Annotated in this window: 16 protein-coding genes; 2 read left to right on the top strand and 14 right to left on the bottom strand. The window is 39.8% G+C overall.

What is annotated here, in order from left to right; genetic code table 11:
• Window positions 1-197 precede the first annotated feature (197 nt).
• From CXF74_RS06285 to frsA, 11 genes are all read right to left on the bottom strand, one after another.
• Window positions 198-1,121 (bottom strand): HpcH/HpaI aldolase/citrate lyase family protein, encoded by a 924-nt coding sequence (locus tag CXF74_RS06285; protein ID WP_101081561.1) that lies wholly within the window; start codon window positions 1,119-1,121, stop codon window positions 198-200.
• A complete protein-coding gene (locus CXF74_RS06280; protein WP_198552797.1) occupies window positions 1,121-2,218 on the bottom strand; it encodes a cysteine protease StiP family protein in 1,098 nt (365 codons plus the stop codon). Before CXF74_RS06280 ends, CXF74_RS06285 begins: the two co-directional genes overlap by 1 nt.
• Entirely contained in the window at window positions 2,208-3,002 is a 795-nt protein-coding gene (locus tag CXF74_RS06275) for a hypothetical protein (protein WP_101081560.1), read from the bottom strand. Before CXF74_RS06275 ends, CXF74_RS06280 begins: the two co-directional genes overlap by 11 nt.
• Window positions 2,992-4,122, bottom strand: coding sequence for a phosphoribosyltransferase domain-containing protein (locus tag CXF74_RS06270; RefSeq protein ID WP_101081559.1), 1,131 nt, complete (start codon window positions 4,120-4,122; stop codon window positions 2,992-2,994). The genes CXF74_RS06275 and CXF74_RS06270 overlap by 11 nt, the downstream gene beginning before the upstream one ends.
• A 233-nt stretch (window positions 4,123-4,355) precedes the next feature.
• Entirely contained in the window at window positions 4,356-5,441 is a 1,086-nt protein-coding gene (locus CXF74_RS06265; protein WP_101081558.1) for a sodium:calcium antiporter, read from the bottom strand.
• Window positions 5,442-5,669: 228 nt separating this feature from the next.
• A complete protein-coding gene (locus CXF74_RS06260; protein ID WP_101081557.1) occupies window positions 5,670-7,289 on the bottom strand; it encodes a TerD family protein in 1,620 nt (539 codons plus the stop codon).
• A gap of 101 nt (window positions 7,290-7,390) precedes the next feature.
• Window positions 7,391-8,209, bottom strand: coding sequence for a nucleoside triphosphate pyrophosphohydrolase (mazG, locus tag CXF74_RS06255; RefSeq protein WP_101081556.1), 819 nt, complete (start codon window positions 8,207-8,209; stop codon window positions 7,391-7,393).
• Window positions 8,210-8,312: 103 nt separating this feature from the next.
• Window positions 8,313-9,560 (bottom strand): glutamate-5-semialdehyde dehydrogenase, encoded by a 1,248-nt coding sequence (locus tag CXF74_RS06250; RefSeq protein ID WP_101081555.1) that lies wholly within the window; start codon window positions 9,558-9,560, stop codon window positions 8,313-8,315.
• Between the two features lie 73 nt (window positions 9,561-9,633).
• Complete coding sequence (gene proB / locus CXF74_RS06245; RefSeq protein ID WP_101081554.1) at window positions 9,634-10,761, bottom strand: glutamate 5-kinase; 1,128 nt, start codon at window positions 10,759-10,761, stop codon at window positions 9,634-9,636.
• A 100-nt stretch (window positions 10,762-10,861) separates the two neighbouring features.
• Entirely contained in the window at window positions 10,862-11,254 is a 393-nt protein-coding gene (crl, locus tag CXF74_RS06240) for a sigma factor-binding protein Crl (protein WP_101081553.1), read from the bottom strand.
• Between the two features lie 44 nt (window positions 11,255-11,298).
• Window positions 11,299-12,555, bottom strand: coding sequence for an esterase FrsA (frsA, locus tag CXF74_RS06235; RefSeq protein WP_101081552.1), 1,257 nt, complete (start codon window positions 12,553-12,555; stop codon window positions 11,299-11,301).
• 32 nt (window positions 12,556-12,587) lie between these two features.
• Here frsA and CXF74_RS06230 point away from each other — a divergent pair, with 32 nt between their 5' ends.
• A complete protein-coding gene (locus tag CXF74_RS06230; RefSeq protein ID WP_101081551.1) occupies window positions 12,588-13,781 on the top strand; it encodes an NnrS family protein in 1,194 nt (397 codons plus the stop codon).
• Between the two features lie 58 nt (window positions 13,782-13,839).
• On the opposite strand, the gene CXF74_RS06225 is transcribed toward CXF74_RS06230, so the two are convergent.
• A complete protein-coding gene (locus CXF74_RS06225; protein ID WP_101081550.1) occupies window positions 13,840-15,804 on the bottom strand; it encodes a cation:proton antiporter in 1,965 nt (654 codons plus the stop codon).
• Window positions 15,805-16,092: 288 nt separating this feature from the next.
• On the opposite strand from CXF74_RS06225, the gene CXF74_RS06220 reads away from it, so the two are divergent.
• Window positions 16,093-16,983 (top strand): GGDEF domain-containing protein, encoded by an 891-nt coding sequence (locus tag CXF74_RS06220; protein ID WP_101081549.1) that lies wholly within the window; start codon window positions 16,093-16,095, stop codon window positions 16,981-16,983.
• Here CXF74_RS06220 and tilS read toward each other — a convergent pair.
• Both tilS and dnaE read right to left on the bottom strand, forming a co-directional pair.
• Window positions 16,980-18,293 carry a tRNA lysidine(34) synthetase TilS gene (tilS, locus tag CXF74_RS06215; RefSeq protein ID WP_101081548.1) on the bottom strand — a complete coding sequence of 438 codons (1,314 nt, stop codon included), beginning with the start codon at window positions 18,291-18,293 and terminating at the stop codon, window positions 16,980-16,982. The genes CXF74_RS06220 and tilS overlap by 4 nt on opposite strands.
• 72 nt (window positions 18,294-18,365) lie before the next feature.
• Entirely contained in the window at window positions 18,366-21,878 is a 3,513-nt protein-coding gene (gene dnaE / locus CXF74_RS06210; protein WP_101081547.1) for a DNA polymerase III subunit alpha, read from the bottom strand.
• Window positions 21,879-21,925: the final 47 nt, after the last annotated feature.

Raw genomic sequence — 21,925 nt, 5'->3', positions numbered from 1 at the left:
GATGCTGAATAACAATGTGATGACTTACAATATTGTTTCTACAGCATGACTTACTATGTCAATTTATCAGATAGAACCTTGTTTAAATAGTGCTTTAGCACACAAAACAAAAAATAAAACAGATCGCTATAAATACCCACTTAGGAGTAAAAAATACGCTTTCTAATTGCTCAACCAGGCATTAACTTGATTGAACTTTAAGCGTTTAGCTCTGTCCGGCAAGATTGTAGATCTAACACACCATACTCTTCTGCGCGTAATAATATTTTCCCCGCCCAGTTTTTGTGCGTTGCCGGCTCTGCCATAACGTTATCCCACTTATAAACCGCTTTCTCGCTGTTTAATATTTGCATCGCAGCTTGATAATCCGAGAGAGGCACTCGAAAAGCATTTTGGATGGGTAATAACTGTGAAGGGTGAATCGCCGTTTTGCCCACTAAACCAAAGGCTAAATCTTGCTGTAATTCGCGTTGCAAGGTCGGGAAATCATCTAAGCGTTCAAATACCGGCGCGCTGAGTGCATATTGACGAGGAGAAAAAGTCGATACTAGCATTGAGATTGTATAAGCGAGGGGCCCTTCATATAAGGTTTGCTGCGCCATACGCCTCACACCTAAACAACTCAATAAATCATTACCACCGATTCTTAACGCGATAATACGTTGTTGTAAATCGTGTTTGTCGAGCTCAATAGCCAGCTCACGCATCGCAATCGCATCATGTGCTTGCGCTGTCTCAAGCGTTGGCATCCATAATAAATCTGTTCCTCGACACGCCTCATTCCATGCATTTAACGAATCAATATCAAACTTGGGTAAGACAAAACCACAAAGTTGCGATAATGGCATGCTAGCAATAATTTGAATGGCCATCTCAACATTACGTGGGCGAACAAACAACAGCGGACGTTGACCAGTAAGACAAGTTGGCAAGGCCAGTAATAGCTGTTGTAAATTAGCTAAACCTTGCTCAACCTCATTGTCACTTATGGCATCTTCAAGGCAAATAACCACAGAGCGTAATAAAGGATATTTTCGCCCAGTGACAATATTCAATAGGTCATCTTTAACTGCAGGTACGTAAAGTGTTGCACCCAGCGCATAGGGATTTATATTGTTCATCACACGACCTGTTTGATAATAGTAATAGCGCGATAATTCCCAGTCAGCTCGCCCACCTCAGTAACAGGCGCACCGACTTTTTCCGCTAAGTACAATAATAACTGTACATCGGCATCGCTTTTATCACGCACTAAAACATGTTCAGGCACGCGGCGCATTACCGCACGTGTTGCTTCTGCAATACCCGGTTTAATACGATTAATTGAGCTTATTTGATATTGCTGAGCAAGTGTTTCTATCACTTCGTGACACTGTGTTTGTAATCGAGCCTTTATCTGCTCGTCTAAAATCGGTGTCTTTGTTGGTATCTCTTTTGACTCAGCTGTTTTTGTTAGCTGTACTTTCATGTGTGCTTCTATCTGATCAACAAAACGACTAGAGCAATCATATTCACGTAAATTATCGTAAACCACACAGCCATGTAAATCAGTGGCATGCCACACAGAGCGGCTGACTAAACCAGAAATGGGCGCGCCCATCACACCAAAAGGAATCAACCAATCGTCACCACTGGCAGCAAGCCAACTACAACCACCGGGATCGGCTAACACCACTAAACGTGGTTTTTCAGGATAACCGGGTCTATTAATCAACGCTTTGCTTAATTCACCTGCAATCGCGCCTTTACCTGTCCAGCCATCAATAAAGCAGATGCCCTCTGTGCCATGTTTTTTTTCTATTTTATCCAGGGCAACGGTATCGATACCGCGATCACGAATGATTGAAATGCCGTAATGCACGGCTTCAATATCTAATAGGCGTAACGCGCGCATCAAGCAGACGGCCATCGGCACACCAGCACGTACGAGTGAGACTAATACTAACGGGCGACTGTCGATTGAATCAGCCAATGCTTGGGCCAGCACTAATGTTTCTTTCGCCATGCGTTTTCCGCCAAGCACTAGAGCTTGCTCGAAAATATCTAAATGTAATTGAGAAGGGGGGTTTTCCAAAGAGAGCATTTCTGAGTAATGCTTTTTACCACTTTGGATTAACGCTTCTTTGGTTTTTACATCGGTCATTTCCATGTCTAATGGCGTTAATAAAAAAGTAACATCCGGATCAGGATAACTGCCTGAAAATGGTTTAATCGACATGATTGCCCTCCACAATAAGATTCTTGTTCTCAGCAACTTGGCTATGACGAGGCACACAAATAAAGTCACCTAATGCCATAAAAGGTAAATCGCTAAAACTATCACCAAAAGACAAAATAGGACGCCCTTCGGTCTCAACTAAATGCTCTAACAGGTATTTAGTGGCGTTTTCTTTGGCAATTAGTTTTGGTAAAAAAGCCAAGTTATTACGATTACGATGAATGTAAAAGTCACTAAGATCAAACTCTTTTTCAACCATCTCAGCTAATACCGCTAAATCAGCCTCTTGCAGAGAATCGCGGACTTTACACACTAAATATATCGGCAAACCATTTTCTTCGTTAATACGTGCCCACGCATCTATCTTCTTATTACAAAGTGATTCTGAATCATCAATCAACTGTTCAACTTTACTTTTTAGCGCCAATATTTTCGGTGTTAAGCGCGTAATATATTGCTCAACTATTTTTTGCCAGCCAGCGTTAGGAGTATCATCAGGGTTTAGAATAACCGCACCGTGACACGCTATTTTGTAAGATGAAAATTTAATATCAATGCGTGCAAATTCATCACTGCCTCTTGCGGTAACCGGAATCACTTCACTTGTTGCTAATAACCAATCGACTAAATTAGTTTGAGGCTCAGACATAAAGCTACGCGGTTTTGCTTCTCTGTCTAATGCGGCCATTTTATGAGGCGTGATATCCGCTTCTAACATTTTTCGTTTAGTTTGAAAAAAAGTGTCATCAAGATCGCTAAGGATAATGGCTTTCTTATACGTCATATTCCACTACCTCAGCTTGGCTTAGTGTCGATAATAAGGTTTTGTCCCATGCTTGCGCTGACGTTTCAGAACAGATAAGAATACGATCGTAAATCTGTGCATCAATGTTATAGGCGTACATCGCAAAGTTTTCACCGTAATTATCATGAAAAGCGAGACTATGTTTCATCGCATAGCCGTCAGTCACTGGCGAACGACTTGTGGCGCTGAAATACACGTCATGACCTGCATCTTCTAATTGTTTTGCTAACAGATAAGGTTGCCAAACAAACTCGCCACTGCCTAGCACTAAGACCTTTTCTCCGGCTTTTATCGTTGGGCAGGTTTTAAATGGCGTACTTTCAATCAGGCCGGCACGACAACTTTTTTCGCTAAATAATATAGGCGCTGTTTTTTGTGTCGCTTGCACATCACTTGGCAAAGCTAATGGCGCAATGCCGCCTGCTGCTTGCCAATCCCAGCTACCTTCAATCAAGGCATGAGAATGTACTTGCCATTGCTTGGTGACTTCATTGGTTTTTAATTTTTCTAACAACGCGCCCTGTGACCAATCAACTAAGGTCACCGCGACTAATGAGCTTAAGTCTTGTAAACCGGCTTCGGCTAATGCCTTTGCAAGGTTTGCAAAGGTATTACCCGTCGTCGCTTCATCATCAACTAATACTAATGTGCTTGCATGAATGAAGTTTTGTTTCGCTTTTTCATCCACGGGTTCATGTAAATAATGCGACATAGCATGGCTATGTTCTTCTTTGAATTCACAAAAAACAGGACTGTCCATCGGGTGGCGAGTACTTGATAAATACACACTTTCACAGCCACGCGCTAATAACGCCTGATGTACACCTGCGCCTAAACCAACGGCCGTTTCAGCCATACCAACCACCGCGATTGGCCCGCTTAAATTAGCCATAATACCCTCCGCTAATTCATCGTAAGTTTGCGCCATCACCGATGGTTTAACGGGAATATGTCGACCCAAGACTTTACTCACAAATAAGAAAGGTCTTTTCGGATTTTTACGTTGTGCAACGTCAATAAAGTCAGCTAAACGATCAGCGCCTTTGGTTACTTTCACGGTTAAGTCACCGGTGGTGATTTTGTATGTTTTTTCGGTCATAGAGAATACCGTTTAATGATGAATAAAGGAGAATAGATAGCACCATAACGCATGTAGCGTTATTGCAAAATAAATCTAGCGAATTAATTTTAAAGGAAACAACTTTTTTACAAGATATGACTTCCCAGAAAATCAATAATGGAGATTTAGAGAGTCAATAATAAGGGGATGTTAAAGGTAAATAAGGGAGAAACTTGCTAACACTAAAATGATTAATGTTAGCAAGTTTATGTTTAGCCTATTAAATAGGTCATTGTTCCTGCCCATACAACAAAGATGGATAAAAGCAAAAATGCGACGTTTTTAGTGACGTTAGTATGCTTAAATAATAAACTTGCACCAACAGCAACCGTCACACCAATAATTGACCAACGTAATAAAGTCAAACCTTCACTTTGTTCAATCGCTAATGAATCAACACCGTTCAAACCAAACCAAACTAATAATGGTAAAGCGAATGCGATGGTTGTATCAAATGTATTTGATGCTAATGGATTTGCTACCGCATCTTCATAGTTACCTTTACGTGCATCTTTTACTGATAAAATTAAATCAGGAATAGACGATGCAGCCGAACCAAGTATTAATCCAGAAAAGAACGCAGGAACTCCCATCACATCAGCAGCGCCAACAACACCTTCAACTAATAGGTGTGATGCAGCAGAAATAATCAGAATAGCCAAACCTAACACTACAATCGCACGAGTTAAGCTGAAGTCTTTATTGCCAAAAAATAAGCTATTAAAATTAAAAGTAAAGATGTTACCAATAAGGCCTCTACATTCAATGTCTTCATATTCATAAGCATCTTCATCTGCTTCATGCCCACGACTATCAATGTATAAATGAACAGCGTAACCGACATAGACTGCGTTTAAGGCAACAGCCATCATCACGGTAAATGCATCAAAGCCTAAGAAAGCAACCAATGCAATTTCAGCAGTAATTACCCAAAACAGATCGCGTAACAGTGATTTTTTATCCAATTGAATAGATTTTACTTTATTACCTTGTTCATCTTTTGCGAGCAGGATAGATAAAGCCGGGATTACACAGCCATTAAAAATAGCAGAGCCCGCAGTAACACCTAAACCCACCATTACCATCGCAGGATCATCAAAGAAAAACAGACAAGAAATAACCACACACATTTCAGGCATACTTGAACCCACTGCGTTTACTGTGGCGCCTTTTACACCGGCTGGCATATTACGCCCAAGGTAAGCGGCAGATTGCTCAAAAGTATCACATGAATATTTTAGTATGTAACAAGCGACTAAAATTAGCGCGAAAGGCCAAGTTGCATCAAAAAGTTCCATGGTTTTCCTTAACTGATTAAAAATAAAAAAATGCCCTTGAAGTATTCAAAGGCAATATATAATGGCGCATCATACCACCAAGACATTTAATGTCAAAAGGGGTTGTATTTATTTTTATGTCGTCATAGCAATCTGGATAAGTAAATGGTTACCCCCCTTACAAAACTTACAACGCGGAAATAGCTTCTTTTAACCCGTGAGATTGATTAGTTAGTGGAATTGCTATCACTACCAATGATTTTTGTCAGCCGTACTTTTCAGACGAGAGAAATCGTAATAAACAGACCCCTCTTCATTAAAGGCCGTTGAGCCTAATCCTTTATCACATAACTTATCGAGCACTTTGGTTGACTGTTCAATATTCACCGGATGATTCGCCGCTATTTCAAAAGCGGTTATTTGGTAATTATTCGCTTTAATGATATTTAATACTAAACGCTCTAGTTGCTCTTCATGCACAGAGCTCAGAGCTTTAGAGGAGCGCTGATACATAAACCAACCTAAGCCCGCTAAAATAGCAGCCAAAGGTAATAACAGTAAACGACTTAAGGCAAACAGTGAAACAACACCAGCTGCGCCCATCAAATAATAAGAAAGGGTCTGTTGTTTTTTGTGCTTGGCATGATCTTCACTATTATCAATGGCGACAGCGTTCAGCGCTTCGTTTTCATTAACAGGTGCTTGTGCAATGGCGCGTAATTTAGGTGGAGAGAATTTATAACGCTCACCAATTTTGTCTAAACCTCCAGAGAAACCTTGCCCCACAGCGCGAATAGACCAGCCCTCTGCTTGGCGATAAATATCTAACAGCACCATAGTGTTGTAATTTTTATCGGAGGTTTCTGATACATACTTCGCTATTTTTTGCTCGGTATGGGTACCGGTTAAATCCAGTTCAATAAAATCAGCACTACTAATACGTTTGCCACCCGAACGGCGCGTGATTAACAATTGAATTTTGTTCACATCGGCTGGTATGTCAGCAAGATTAATAAGCACATGATCTTTATGCAACTTAACACCATCGCCGCGTAACAAGGTATTTTCACGGTATAAAAAATCTTTCACGTTATGTAAGGTGTTATTACTATTTAACGCGATTACATTAAGGTCTAAATCTTCTATTTTGGGTACAACATTTAATTTACAAGTGATTGAAGCACAATATTTAAAATGCTTTGTGAGGGATATGTTTTGTCCCTTTTTTAGATTAATACCGGCAAGTATTTCAGCCTCAGTCAACGCAGGTTCACTCGCTAATAGCGGGCTTTGCTGTTGGTTTTGTTGTTGTGGCTTAGGCTTAGATTGCGCTGCAGCCGGTGTTACTTTCTTAATGTTTTTTTTAACAACCTGTAAACCCAGCTGCTCTAATGTTTGTACTCGATGGGTATTTAATGGCTGTAATTTATACGCTAATTTCCAGCTATTGTTATGCTTATACAGCTCAAAGAACAAAGCGCTTTTGTGCTTTTTAGAAAAAGCATCAACATCAATGACTGCGATTCTATCGCCTTGCTGATGATTAATGCGAATTTGAAAGTGGCTCATTGCCTGTAACGAAAAGTCACTCTTTTCGGGTAATAGACCATAAAAAGCGATGCGATCAACATCCGCCGCTAATGCTGGAAATAACACCTCAAAATGACGATCAGAGCTATCACGAAGCACCCCATCTGGTAGCTTTATCTTATTAGGGTTCACTTGCCCAAGGTCAGCTATTTTGCCATTAGTAAACGCAAAAGCATGCACCGTTAAGTTCAAGTTACTTTCTAAACTACGCCAAGCAAAATCAATATCGATCGTACTGGGTTGCTCAATTGAGATATTTTGTCCAACAATTAGTTTCATAAATGACTGCTTTTGAATTCACCAAAGATGCGTAAATGGTTTGTAATATAGTGCTTCATTACATCATTTATGATTTAAAGACGCAATGTCAGAACACATTGTTAATCTAGCTTTTTGACTTCAACCCAAATCGCTTCTAATTCCTCTAAAGAGCAATCCTGCATCTGCTTACCTTGTTTAATCACGGTTTGCTCAACTAAGCGAAAACGCTTTTCAAACTTTTTGTTCGCTTGGCGTAAGACAGTTTCAGGATCTGCACTCAAATGCCTGACTAAATTTACATTAGCAAAAAGTAGGTCGCCGAGTTCATCTTCAATGCGAATTTTTCTTTGCTCATCAGTTAAATCAGTACGTTTTACTTCTACTAATACTTCATCAATCTCTTCATGAATTTTAGCCACAACCGGCTCAAGTTCAGCCCAATCAAAACCTACGTTGGCACATCGCTTTTGAATCTTATAGGCACGATTTAAGGCAGGTAAGGCCAATGGGATATTATCTAAAACACTTTCTTGTTGATTCATAGAGGTAGATTTTTTAAGACGTTCTTTTTGTTTCTCTTTTTCCCAATTAGCATGCACCGCTTGCTCATCAGTAAACGCTGTTTGTGCAAACACGTGCGGATGACGACGTATTAACTTTTCATTAAGTGTTTCTAATATATCGGAAAATTCAAACAGCCCCTGTTCTTTCGCGATTTGTGCATAAAACACCACTTGAAACAGCAAATCACCTAACTCACCTTTTAAATCAGAAAAGTCGTTTAGCTCGATAGCATCCGCCAACTCATAAACTTCTTCAATGGTATGTGGCACAACGGAAGCAAAGGTTTGTTTTTTATCCCATGGACAGCCCGTTTCAGGGTCTCGTAGACTGTGCATGATATTTAATAATGACGCTAATGGATCTGTGCTTTGCATAATAACTCCGGCTGTACGATGAAAATAAAGGTAAAAAAAAGGCCCATGCAATTGCGATGGACCTAGGGTATTAATGATAAGTGTTACATAGAGTAGTAAAAAATTAGTTTCTTACTAAGTACTCACCAATACCAATCCACTTGTAAGTGGTTAATTCTTGTAATCCCATTGGACCACGAGCGTGTAGTTTCTGTGTTGAAACAGCCACTTCAGCGCCTAAACCAAACTGACTACCATCAGTAAAACGTGTGCTTGCATTTACATAAACAGCAGCAGAATTAACTGCGTTAACAAACTGGTTAGCAACAGTGAAGTCATTGGTTAAAATGCCATCAGAATGTTGCGAACTATGTTCACGTATATGTACTAAAGCATCGCTTAATGTAGCAACCACTTTTACACCTAAGTGTAGTGATAGCCATTCACGAGAGAAGTCACCTTCCTGTGCAACAACCGCATTTTCACCTAAAATCGCTTTCGCTTTTGGCTCAGCCACTAAGGTAACACCTTGTGGTAATAATAGAGCAGCCAACTTGGGTAAAAACTCAGCAGCAATGCTTTCTTCAACTAATAATGTGTCTAACGCATTACAAACCGAAGGACGTTGTACTTTTGCGTTTTCGATAATCGCTAAGGCTTTATCCATATCCACTGATTTTTCAGCGTATAAATGACAAATACCGATGCCACCGATAATCACAGGGATTGTGCTGTTCTCTTTACAGAACTGTTGTAGACCTGAATTACCGCGTGGAATAATCATATCCACGTATTGGTCCATTTTAAGCAGTTCGCCAACGAGTGCGCGATCTGTATTCTCAATGTATTGCACAGCGGTTTTCGGCAAACCAGAAGCAACAAGCGCATCTTGAATAACCTTCACTAACACTAGATTAGAGTTAATTGTCTCTTTACCACCACGTAAGATGCTCGCATTACCTGTTTTTAAACAAAGTGCTGCAATATCAATCGTTACGTTTGGACGCGCTTCATAAATCACGCCAATAACACCCACGGGTACGCGACGTTTACTTAGCTTTAAGCCATTTTCTAACAGCTTGCTATCAAACTCTTCACCCACCGGGTCGCTTAAATTAATCACGCTGCGTAAATCACCGATGATGCCAGCAAGGCGAGTTTCATCTAATAAAAGGCGATCTAATAACGCATCGGTTAAGCCAGCTTGTTTGCCCGCTTCGATATCTTTTTTATTCGCTTCAACAATCACCGCTTCATTAGCTTCTAGTGCTAATGCGATGTTTTCAAGCGCATTATTTTTTGTCGTACTGTCTGCAATCGCTAATTCATAACTTGCTTGTTGCGCTAATTTTCCAATCTCTAATAAACTCATTATTTCCCTCTATTTCTAATTGCGTTCAACTTAGCCATAGGCCAAAGTAAAGTAATCACTTTATAGCATTACTTTATAACAAGACCAAATCATCACGATGAATAACTACAGTACCGTGTTCAAAACCTAACAGCTCTTCAATTTGCTCTGAGTGTAATCCTTTAATTCTTTTAATATCAACACTCTTATAACGAACAATACCACGTGCTAATTCATCACCTGCTTTGTTACAAACAGACACAACATAACCACGTAAGAAATTACCTCGTGTGTTAATAACACCCGTTGGTAACAAGCTCGCGCCACTGCTAATCAAAGCTTCTTCAGCACCGGCATCAATAATGATTTTACCCACGACTTTAGAACCAGCAAAGATCCAGTTTTTACGCATTTCTAAGCGATTATATTCTGAAGAGAAACGTGTACCGACGGGTTTGTTTTTAGCCGCATCTAATATCACATTCTTTTTATGCCCAGAGGCAATAACAACTTCAATACCCGCACGATGTGCAACAACAGCAGATTCAATTTTTGTTGCCATACCACCGGTGCCTAATCCGCCAACACTGTCGCCAGCGAGAGCATGAATATCCTCTGTAATTTCAGAAATTTCAGGAATTAATTTAGCATCGGGATTGCTACGAGGATCTGCGGTAAATAAACCAACTTGGTCGGTTAATAATAACAATTGGTCAGCATCTGCTAACAATCCAACTAAAGCCGATAAGTTATCGTTATCACCGACTTTAATTTCACGCGTTGCTACCGCGTCATTCTCATTAATTAACGGGATAATACGATGATGTAACAACATGCTTAATGTATCACGTGCATTAATAAAACGAAGTTGATCATCGAGATCGGCACGAGTAAGCAGCATCTGCCCTACATGTAATCCGTATATCTTAAATAGATTTTCCCATTCGCGCACGAGTTGACCTTGGCCAACAGCGGCTAACATCTGTTTATTAGCAACAGTGAGTGTGATATCGGGCATATTGAGATGCTCTTTACCAGCTGTTACCGCGCCAGATGTTACAACGACAATACGATGTCCTTGATTGTGTAAAACTGCACATTGACGAGCTATCTCAACCATATGCGCACGGTCTAATTTTGCCGTGCCGCTAGTTAATACGCTGGTGCCTAGTTTTACAACGATGGTTTTTGTTTTACTCTTATTTCTAATATTTGTTTTCATATCACAGTCATTTATTAGGGGAGAAAAAAACAGGGGCGAAAAAAAACAGCAACGACATAATCGTTACTGTTTAAAAGTATATCATTTTTAAGTGTAAAATTTAAGCCTCTGTTAATGCGACCTCTAATGGCGCCAAACAAAATCCAGTTTCTACTTCGATAAGTGATTTTAATCGTTCAATAAAAAGTTCAAAAGAATCATCAAGTTGCTTCTGGTCTTTCTTTTTAATTTTATGCACAACCCAATCACCTTCTAGGTTGTATAAGCCGTCGTAACGTTCGTAATCAAAACCATTTTCATCACGTGTTACAACTAACCACCAGCCATAAAATTGACGTTCTTCAGGTTCTTTTTTATCATCAACACAAATTTCTAAACAATCAAAAAAGAAAGAGCTCTCTGTCGATTGTAACTTTCTAAAATAGGGACCTAAATCTGTGAACAGTTTAAATATACGCCCTCTAGACGGGGATAGCGGTAACGCTGAAGTCATATTGGTCTATTTCCTAAAAAAAGAATAAGCATCTAATCTACCACTCACTCTGCAAGATGTCTTGTTAACCACTGGGCAGAATAACTTAAAGAGTTTAAGTATGAGTCAAAAATGGGAGCTTTATCAATAATACGTGACTCCCCTTGACGGCTCGCCAGTGCAATCATCTTCAAATCATCTTCATTACACACAATATCGTTTTTATGACCGATGCTCAGTAGCGGTGTTTGTATGCGTCTACGAAACAGCCCCTGCTTGGTCAACGAGAGGGGGACACAGTGTTGATAGATGATATCCGTATCAGAGTTTTTAACTTGCATACGAGAAGCAATACAGTCAAGCATCATAGGCGGTAGTTTTTTGAAATTCTCGATATTATTAAAAACAGAGCCAACAGCCGCCCCTACAGCAACGACTGATTTAACTGAAGTGGGCTCAATAAACGCTAACCGCGTGGCAATATTGCCACCAAAGCGCATACCCATTAACGCAATGCGATCATGGTCAACCCAAGGCACTTTTTTCAAATGATGAATTATTGCTTGATGTAAATTCGAAGAGTCTTGCTCGAGCTTTATTTTCGATGAGTGACCAATGCCCGGTAAATCAACGGTTAACATCGCAATACCCGCAGGCGCGAGATCTTTTTCAAACAAAGGTAGTAACTCACATTGCAAGGTATCTAATCCGCCGCTCACAATCACAACTGGCAGAATCGTCTCTGTATGAGGAAGGTGAAGATAACAGCTCACTTGCTTGCCTTGAAAAGGCACTTTTATCTCTTTTAATATTGCATTTTTGTTGTGTTGAAATGATTTTTTATAATTATTAAAGGCTAATACTTGCGCCTGTATGCTCAGTTCATCACCTCTTAAATTCGGATAACTGGCAACGCTATAACATTGTGATGCACTGTAATAAGCTTCTTTAGCTAAATTTTCATGACCTAGATTAGCAAACTCATTGGCCTTTTTTTGGTAGCTCATACCCTTTTGAGTCCACTCGTAACTCCAGTTACCAGAGCGAAAGCCAATTACACTATCTAAAATAGACTCATCACTACGCGCGTTCTTTGACGCGCTAATATGGGAAAGTACATCATAACAATCAATCAGGTCGACACCCTGCCATGCCCACAACATAAACTTTAATAAACGATACCAACCATCTTGAGACTCGCCATCCATAATAACATTGCCCAGTTTATGGTTTTTTTTCGAGCTAGAATTAGCGATAATTGTTGAAGTCTCTTGCGTGTTAGATTTCTGAGCAAACAATTTTTCGGATAAATTTTCAGACATAATTACTCACTATCAATAAAATAGGAAAAAAGATGATACAGATTACCGATAATGCTCAAGAACAGCAATTATTGCCCTTCTTTCGTTTAGGATTTCGCCCTTTCTTTTTAGCTGGCGCGCTTTTTGCCGTTATCAGTATGTTTTTATGGGGCTTATTGCTTTCCGGTAAAATAACACTGGGTTCGCAATTGCCAAGCACTCAGTGGCATGCCCATGAAATGTTATTTGGTTTTGCGGGAGCCATTATTCTAGGTTTTTTACTCACCGCCGTTCAAAATTGGACTGGCTACCCAGGCTTAAAAGGAAAAAAATTAGCGCTCTTGTTTACAATTTGGCTATTAGCGCGTTTTGCGATGTTCCTATTACCGCCAGATCTATTTTGGATAACCATGATATTAGAGCTAACTTGGATGCCATTAGCAGCCCTCGTTTTAGCACAAGCGGTATTACATGCAAAACAATGGAAGAACCTATTTTTTGTGCCGCTATTATTAGCGATGAGTGTTTTAAACGCAGTGAGTTTAGTGGGTTTTAAAAGTTATGATTACATCATGTCGCAACAGGCAATCTGGAGCATGTTATTTTTAGTGTTCTTTATTATTGCAGTGATGGGCGGGCGTGTTATTCCTTTCTTTACTTCAAAAGGAACAGCTACTGAAAAAGTACAACCGATTCAAGTTTTAGAATATTTAGCGTTAGCACCGTTATTATTACTCGCAGTTTTAATCTGGTTTCCAAGCCTTACTATTATTTCCGGTGCGCTTGCATTATTAACTGGCGCAGCTAATTTAATCCGAGTCATTCGCTGGAAACCACTATTAACACTGCCTGTCGCGCTACTTTGGTCGTTGCATTTAAGTTACCTTCTACTTTCAGCAGGTTTAATTTTTTATGCACTGGCACTATTTATTCCCAGTATTAACGCCACAACCATGATTCATTTAACGGCTATAGCGGGATTTGGTGGGGTTATTTTAGCCATGATAAGTCGTGTATCGCTTGGTCACACAGGCAATGCATTAATTCCCTCAAAATGGATGAGTATTGCTTTTATTGCAACTGCGATTTCAGGATTAGTGAGAGTGACATTTCCACTGTTAATGCCTGAACTGCTTATAATAGCATATTGGATAAGCATTCTATTTTGGTGCAGTGCCTTTACGCTGTTTGTCTTGTTTTATGCAAAAATGTTGCTCTCTGCACGCGCAGATAAACGCCCAGGTTAGAAAATTGAAGGCGAGAAGTAACAAGACTGAAAGCAAACAACGGATGACTAATGCTCCCTTAAACTGGAGAATCATAGTTTTTTCCTTGTAATGCTTGCTCAGCTTTTAATAGGTCAGGTTTCTCGCCTTGCAATAAAACCATATCACCCGCTTTAAAGCGGGTTTTTTCTGAAATAGACACCTCATCACCCGTTTGACGATGTATTGACTTGATCGTTACGCCATTAAAATGAAATAACAGAGCAAAGCTATCAATTAATTTTGATGAAGCAGGTAACACCACTGCATGGATTTGCTCAATAGCCCAGGTGTTTTTACCTATTTCAGTATCCTCTCCATAATAGAAACCATGCAGATGTTGATATTTTATTCTGCGCTCGCAATCAAGCCGATGCATTATCTTTTTCCTTTGAATACCGGACAAAAACAGCACATGTGCCACCAGCATTAAACTGCCCTCTAAGACTTCGGGGACCACTTCCGTTGCGCCCGTTTCATAAAGTTCGTCTAAACCTTTATCGTCTTTAGTGCGCACTAAGACTTTCACGTCCGGATTAATGGCACGAATCTGCCCAAGCAAGGCCAACGAGCGCTGTAAATCGTTAAAGGTAATGATCAACAATTTGGCTTTTTCGATGCCAGCAACCAGTAAAATCTCTCGGCGACTTGCATCACCAAATTCTATTTTTTCACCGCCCTCTCGTGCCTCTTTGACACGCATAGGATCTCTGTCTAAAACAATAAAGGGTAATGATTCCGTGCGTAAAAAACGTGACACAATTTGCCCAACACGCCCATAACCACAAATAATAATGTGATCACTAAATTGCCCTGGTAATGTTTTTTGTAAACGGAAAACCTTTTCATAGTGATGTAAAACTTCTCGAGGAATTTTCTGACTATATTTTACCAAAACAGGGGTTAGCGACATGCTAATGACACCTGTTGCAATAAGCAGTGATGATAACTCTTGCCCTAACAATTCATACTTACTGGCCAGCGCCACCAAGATAAAACCAAACTCACCCATTTGTGCCAATGCAATACCAACACCCAATGAAGTGACCAATTTTTCTTTCATTATTAAGGCGGCAAAGGTAATGGTTAGAATTTTTGCCAGCATCATGCCAACGACCATCATTAATAAGAGCCCTAAATTATCACGCAAAATTTCAAAACTCAGCAAGGTGCCAATAGAGATAAAAAATATCGCCATTAAAATATCTTTAAAAGGGCGAATATCAGCGGATAACTGATGCCGATAATGGCTTTCTGCAAGCATCATACCCGCAAGAAAAGCACCAAGTGCCATTGATAACCCCAATGCTTGGGTAAACCAAGCGGCTAACAAGGTGACAAAAAGATTGGACAAAATAAATATTTCATCGAAACGAACCTTGCCCATTTCATCAAAAAATCGTGGCAATACCCAACGACCAATGGCTAACAAAACCGTGACGGCAAAAGCACCTTTTACAAAAGCCACAATAAGAGGTATTACAATGCCACCTTCAAGTTGTGGCATCGCAATAATAGGAATAATGATTAAAAAGGGCACAACGGCAAGATCTTGAAACAATAAAATAGCAATCGCTAACCTGCCACGCAAGGAGTGTAATTGCTGTTGATCAGAAAGGACTTTGACAATAATTGCCGTTGATGACATGGTCAAAATACCCGCCACCGTGAACGATTGCTGCCAGCTCATATCAAATAGTTGACTGAGGAAATAAAACATAAAAAAGGAAACAATCACCTGCAATGCACCGAGTCCAAAAACAGAACGGCGCATCTCAATCAACTTATTTAATGAGAATTCTAGCCCTAATGAGAACATCAGAAATACAATACCGAACTCAGCGATCAGCTCTATCTCATGATAGGCGTTTAAAAAATTAAATAGGGAAGGGCCAAGTACAAAACCAGTAAAAAGATAAGCAACAATATTAGATAGATGCAACCACCTAAATACAATCACACTAATGATTGCAAAAAAGAGTAATAATAATAAATCAGCTAACACTGCTACTCCCCTTCTATATAGCCAATAACCCGTTACCAGAATCGTAATGTCAATAAACCGCTATCTGTAAACTTAGCAATAGGAAGGCTTTAATAAAGCCTGCAAATAAAATAGAAAAACATTAAGCATTTAAAACAATCAGTTAAAAAGAATCCTAATCGAAAACCAAGTAAAAAAACCATTGTCATCTATAAATCAAATACAAAAGCACAAGTTGGCATAAAATCTGCTTTTATATTATTGAAAATTGCTATTTATAATAAATTAAAAAGGAATGGAGGTACTATTATGGAAGCAACCAATAATTCAGCATTATCGACTTACCCTTGTAGTGATAAGTTATTTACGCTCATTTCCAATGATCCTACACTGACATCGGAAAATAGATTTGAGTGTTTGGAGCTACTACAGGAAAGTTTAGACCTAAAAGAGCTACTGACAAACTTTGCCTCTATGGTGGCAAACTTTGTCCGCCCTTTTAATGTGCGCTTTCAATCAGCAAACGGCTTATTTAGTTTAAATAATAGAAAAAAATATAATTTTAGTAATACCTTTAATTTACCGCTTTCATCAAAAAGCCCACGTATTGGCTCTATTACTTATCAAAGTGATGATGCTTTAACAGCAGATGAAAACAGAGTGTTAATTGAATTACATCAATTACTTATACCTAATTTACGCCACGCTTTAAAGTTTTCAGAGCTAAGCGCGATGGTCTTCAAAGACCATTTAACGAATATAGGTAACCGTGCTTATTACGATGAAAGTTTGCAACGAGCTATTGAGCAAAGTAGTCGTGGACATCAATCATTGTCTTTGATGGTGTTTGATATTGATGATTTCAAAATCATTAACGACAACTTTGGCCACCTTAAAGGTGACCAAGTATTACAGCACTTTGCCGCTATTTTAACTAAAATAGTGCGTACGTCTGATATGGTTTTCCGCTTAGGTGGGGATGAATTTACGCTTATTTTACAACCAGGCGATCAACAGTCAGTGGATAAAATTAATGAGCGTCTATTAACAGAGATTGCTAATACACTGTTTTTAAGCAATTTAAATTTCTCGGCCAGTGCAGGGGTTGCGCATTGGCAAATGGGTGAAGATGCAAATGCACTTTTTGCCATTGCCGATAGAAATTTATATTCAGTAAAGCGGAATAGCAGTAGCAGTTAAATAATTTCGATGCGAAATGAGTGGGATAAAGCCATTTCGCATCGAAAAACACCAACAGCTTCAAGTAACTCACCCTCTACAAAAATAAAGGGCACCAGCCCTCTCTTCCAAGGTGGCACATGATACTCATGGAACAGTTTTTTAATGCTACGACTTTTATCTCTGTTAATAGGTTTGCATTTAAAATCAGTAGGTAAATGATGTCGAAAGCAGACTTCAATAGAAGGCAGTTGATTTAACGCCTGTGTATCTACTTCTATTTTGAGCTTTACCTTACCGTTACATAATAATAATTCGCTTTCTCCTTGCCAAAGTAACTTCTCAGAACCTTCAGAAAAAGCCTCAGAAAAATCATCAGATTTAAACAGATAAAGCGCATTACGATAACGACAAATGGTATGTTCTTGTAATTGAAGCTTAGGCTCTGCATCTGCTTGGGCGAGCGCAATACTCTCCCAAATAGTATTTAATTGCTGGGTTGACGGGTAGTTTAATAAGGATCTTTTGAAATAATCGCGTAATACATTTTTTCTACGCGCGTCACTCAGTTGTTTTAAACTATCAATATTTAAAACTAATGGGCTAAGCTGACAAAGCTGGTAATCCGCATCGGTTATTTCATCAATCAGGGTTTGTTGTGCCTGACAATGAGAAGCGCTACGTGCAACGGTTTTAGCGATTGAAGGCCAGCGTTCTTTTAACAATGGTGTGATGCTATGACGAATAAAGTTACGATCAAATCGTTGATCTGCATTGCTTTCATCTTCTATCCACTGTAACTCAAACTGCTTTGCATACACTTCTAATTGCTCACGAGAGAAATCAAGAAGTGGTCTTATCAAGTAACCTTTTTCAAGCGTTTGTTTTGCAACGATGCCTTGTAACCCCGTTAGACCCGCCCCTCGTTTTAGGGCCAGTAATAATGTTTCTAGTTGATCGTCTTGATGATGCGCCGTTACTAAATAACTATTATCGGTCAGGTTTTCTTTTAAAATGACATAACGTTTTTCACGTGCTAACGCTTCTAAACTCACACGATTCTTTTTATCAATCTCAACCTTGCTCACGCTGCACTTGATGTTTAACCCTATTGCGACTTGTTGGCAAAATTTCCCCCAATAATCGGCATTATGGCTCAAGCCATGGTGCACATGATGCGCTGTCACACTTATATTTTTTACACGCGAAAATAGATGTAATAAAACAACGGAATCAAGCCCCCCACTGAGTGCAATGGTGAACTTGGCGTCTGTCGTGGTCAACGCGCTAAGTTGTGCTTTAAATTGATTAAGTAGATCGCTATTTTTCATTTTTTATTTTTCATTTTTTATCTTTATCTTTATACAAGCGACATCAATGCCGATCTACAGTAAGAGCAATCGTTAACTATTGATATGATCAAAATGTAGTTTTACATTTTCTTCACCAACCAGTTTCGCAAGCGCAAATAATAAGTCATCTGTTGGCGTAATCGCCCAAGATAATCCCAAAGAAAGCTCCGCCTGTGCAGTGGCATTGGTATATTCGATAAATACAGGACAAACACCGCCTATTTCAGGCTCTAGTGCGCTTTGTAGTTTATCTTGAAAGTTTGCACCGACGTTATTCGCATTGACCTTCAAACGCAATTTAGAAGCAAAACGCTCACGTGCTTGATCAATACTCATCACTTCACGGGCATTCATCTTTAATCCGCCATTGAAGAAATCTTCACTGACCTGACCCTGTAAGATAATAATATTATCAGCGACTAATAAGTTTTCATATTGGTCTAAAAGATCTGCAAATACAGTAATTTCTAAGCGCGAGCTTTTATCATCAAGTGTGATAATACCCATACGTTTACCGGCTTTAGTGACCATCACACGCATACCTAAAACCAATCCCGCGATACGGCTATTTTGCCCACGACGATTAGCCGTTAAATCAATAATTTTAGTACAATGAAACGCGCGAATATGTGTTTCATATTGATCAATAGGATGACCCGTTAAGTATAAACCAAGCGTTTCTTTCTCACCTGCTAGCCATTGTTTTTCAGGCCATTTTTCAACAAGTGAAAATTTATTTTCTATTTCATCACTGTCCGTCACCAACACACCAAACAGGTCCGATTGCCCAAATGATTCCGCTTTTTTATGCTGAATAGCCGCTTCTAGTGCATTGGGTAAGTTAGCCATTAAAGCCGCACGATGTGGCCCTAAATTATCTAATGCACCTGCAAGAATTAACTTTTCTAGGATACGTTTACCACAGCGTTTCAAATCGATTCGGGTGCAAAAATCAAAGAGATCTTTAAACTTACCACCTTCAGTACGTGCTTCAATAATCGCATCAACAGGTGCTTCACCGACTCCTTTAACAGCGCCAATACCATAAATAATACGATAATTTTTATCGACATTAAATTTGAATAAACCTTCGTTAACATCAGGAGGACAAAGGTTTAATCCCATGTTCTGACACTCAGCAACTAGAATAACGATTTTTTCAGTGTTATCCATATCCGCCGACATTACCGCTGCCATAAAGTAAGAAGGGTAAAAGGTTTTCATCCATAATGTTTGGTAAGAAACCAATGCGTAAGCGGCCGAATGAGATTTGTTAAAACCATAACCGGCAAATTTTTCAACTAGATCGAAGATCTTCATGGCAAGCTCGCCATCAACACCGTTTTTAATCGCGCCTTCTTCAAAGGTACTACGCTGCTTTGCCATCTCTTCTGGTTTTTTCTTACCCATTGCACGACGTAACATATCCGCACCACCCAAGGTGTAACCGGAAAGTACCTGTGCAATCTGCATAACTTGTTCCTGATACAAGATGATGCCGTAGGTCGGTTCTAAAATCTCTTTAAGTGATTCATGCTGCCATTTTTCATCGGGGTAAGAAACGGCTTCACGACCATGTTTACGCTCGATAAAGTTATCTACCATGCCTGAGCTTAAAGGCCCAGGACGAAATAGTGCCACTAATGCGATCATATCTTCGAAAGAATCCGGCTGTAATCGGCGGATCAAATCTTTCATCCCGCGCGACTCTAACTGGAAAACAGAAGTCGTTTCATAACGCTTCAATAACTCAAAACAAAGTGGCTCAGTCAAACTAATACGTTCGATATCAATTAGATCTTTGCCATCTTCTTTATTATGATCGTTGGCCATGTCTATCGCCCACTGCACTATAGTCAGTGTTCTTAGACCTAAGAAATCGAATTTAACGAGACCGGCTGTTTCGACATCATTTTTATCGTATTGTGTTACTGGATTTTTACCCTCGTCATCACAATACAATGGCGCGAAATCAGTAATAGTAGTTGGTGAAATAACCACACCACCGGCATGTTTACCGGCATTACGAATTGTGCCCTCTAAAGTACGACACATATCGATAAGATCGCGTACTTCTTCACTGCCATCGTAACGCTCTTGTAAACGAGGCTCTTCTTCAAAGGCTTTAGTGAGTGTCATACCCGGTGTAGGTGGTACTAATTTAGAAATACCATCAACAAAGCCATAAGGATGCCCGAGTACTCGACCTACATCTCGAATAACCGCTTTAGCCGCCATAGTACCAAAGGTAATGATCTGCGATACCGCATCACGCCCGTAGAGCTCTGCAACGTGATCGATAACTTCATCACGTCTATCCATACAAAAATCGATATCGAAATCGGGCATGGAAACACGTTCAGGGTTTAAGAATCGCTCGAACAGTAACTCAAGTTCTAATGGGTCAAGATCGGTAATTTTAAGTGCGTAAGCAACCAGTGAACCAGCACCACTACCACGGCCAGGACCAACGGGAATGAGATTATCTTTACTCCACTGAATGAACTCCATTACAATCAAGAAATAACCCGGAAATCCCATCTTATTGATAACATCGAGTTCAATCTGTAAACGCTCGTCGTAGGGTTTACGAATAGCCGCAAATTCCGGGCTATCTTTGTCAAAAAGAAACTCTAAACGTGCTTGTAAGCCTTCTCGTGAGACATCAGAGAAGAACTCATTGATATGCTTACCTCCAGTAGGGAAATCAGGTAAGAAATACTCTCCAAGACGTAATGTTACATTACAGCGTTTTGCTATCTCCACACTGTTTTGTAGCGCCTCTGGAATATCCGAGAACAGTTCACACATCTCCTCTTCGCTACGTAGGTATTGCTCAGGGCTATAATCCTTAGGACGCCTGTCATCCCCTAATGTATAACCTTGGTTGATACAAACACGAATCTCATGTGCATCAAAGAGTTCTTTATTAATGAAAATAACTTGGTTAGTGGCCACAACAGGCAACTGATGTTGCTCAGCCCAATCGAGTGCCAAATGAAGGTAATTCTCTTCATTTACACGATTAGTACGAATTAACTCAAGGTAATAACGTTGCGCAAAATGTGTTTGATAAAAGAGCGTTATTTCATTGGCAATCTCAACATGCCCTTTTAATAGCGCTTTACCTAAATCGCCCTCTTTAGCACCCGATAATAATAAAATGCCTTTATTATGTTCAATCAGCCAATCTTGATCGATAATTGCACGTCCACCTACGTGACCACGCAAGTAAGCCTTGGAAATCAGTTCAGTGACATTTTTATAACCGTCATTATCCATCGCCATAGCGGTTAATCGAAACTGTTCACCCTCGGATAACTCACTTTGTACCCAGAAGTCAGCGCCTACTAATGGTTTTACACCCGCACCATGGGCTGCTCCATAGAACTTAACCAGACCACAAAAGTTTGTTTGATCGGTAATCGCTAGCGCAGGCATACCCATCGCTGCCGTTTTTGCGATCAAAGGTTTTACCTTTGTCAGGCCATCTACCATTGAAAAGTCACTATGGACACGTAGATGAATAAATTTAGGATCGTGTTGAACAACTAACTCGGACATATGATTATACTATCTAATTTAAGGGCGAACTGGGAGTAAGCCGACAG

The organism is Psychromonas sp. Urea-02u-13 (genome assembly GCF_002835995.1).
Taxonomy (GTDB): domain Bacteria; phylum Pseudomonadota; class Gammaproteobacteria; order Enterobacterales; family Psychromonadaceae; genus Psychromonas.
Note: the sequence above shows the minus strand (reverse complement) of the source record. Positions and strands in the feature narration are given on the sequence as shown.

Coding starts and splice junctions, on each gene's coding strand:
- CXF74_RS06285 (WP_101081561.1), bottom strand. CDS start 1,121: ATGAACAATATAAATCCCTATGCGCTGGGTGCAACACTTTACGTACCT.
- CXF74_RS06280 (WP_198552797.1), bottom strand. CDS start 2,218: ATGTCGATTAAACCATTTTCAGGCAGTTATCCTGATCCGGATGTTACT.
- CXF74_RS06275 (WP_101081560.1), bottom strand. CDS start 3,002: ATGACGTATAAGAAAGCCATTATCCTTAGCGATCTTGATGACACTTTT.
- CXF74_RS06270 (WP_101081559.1), bottom strand. CDS start 4,122: ATGACCGAAAAAACATACAAAATCACCACCGGTGACTTAACCGTGAAA.
- CXF74_RS06265 (WP_101081558.1), bottom strand. CDS start 5,441: ATGGAACTTTTTGATGCAACTTGGCCTTTCGCGCTAATTTTAGTCGCT.
- CXF74_RS06260 (WP_101081557.1), bottom strand. CDS start 7,289: ATGAAACTAATTGTTGGACAAAATATCTCAATTGAGCAACCCAGTACG.
- mazG (WP_101081556.1), bottom strand. CDS start 8,209: ATGCAAAGCACAGATCCATTAGCGTCATTATTAAATATCATGCACAGT.
- CXF74_RS06250 (WP_101081555.1), bottom strand. CDS start 9,560: ATGAGTTTATTAGAGATTGGAAAATTAGCGCAACAAGCAAGTTATGAA.
- proB (WP_101081554.1), bottom strand. CDS start 10,761: ATGAAAACAAATATTAGAAATAAGAGTAAAACAAAAACCATCGTTGTA.
- crl (WP_101081553.1), bottom strand. CDS start 11,254: ATGACTTCAGCGTTACCGCTATCCCCGTCTAGAGGGCGTATATTTAAA.
- frsA (WP_101081552.1), bottom strand. CDS start 12,555: ATGTCTGAAAATTTATCCGAAAAATTGTTTGCTCAGAAATCTAACACG.
- CXF74_RS06230 (WP_101081551.1), top strand. CDS start 12,588: ATGATACAGATTACCGATAATGCTCAAGAACAGCAATTATTGCCCTTC.
- CXF74_RS06220 (WP_101081549.1), top strand. CDS start 16,093: ATGGAAGCAACCAATAATTCAGCATTATCGACTTACCCTTGTAGTGAT.
- tilS (WP_101081548.1), bottom strand. CDS start 18,293: ATGAAAAATAGCGATCTACTTAATCAATTTAAAGCACAACTTAGCGCG.
- dnaE (WP_101081547.1), bottom strand. CDS start 21,878: ATGTCCGAGTTAGTTGTTCAACACGATCCTAAATTTATTCATCTACGT.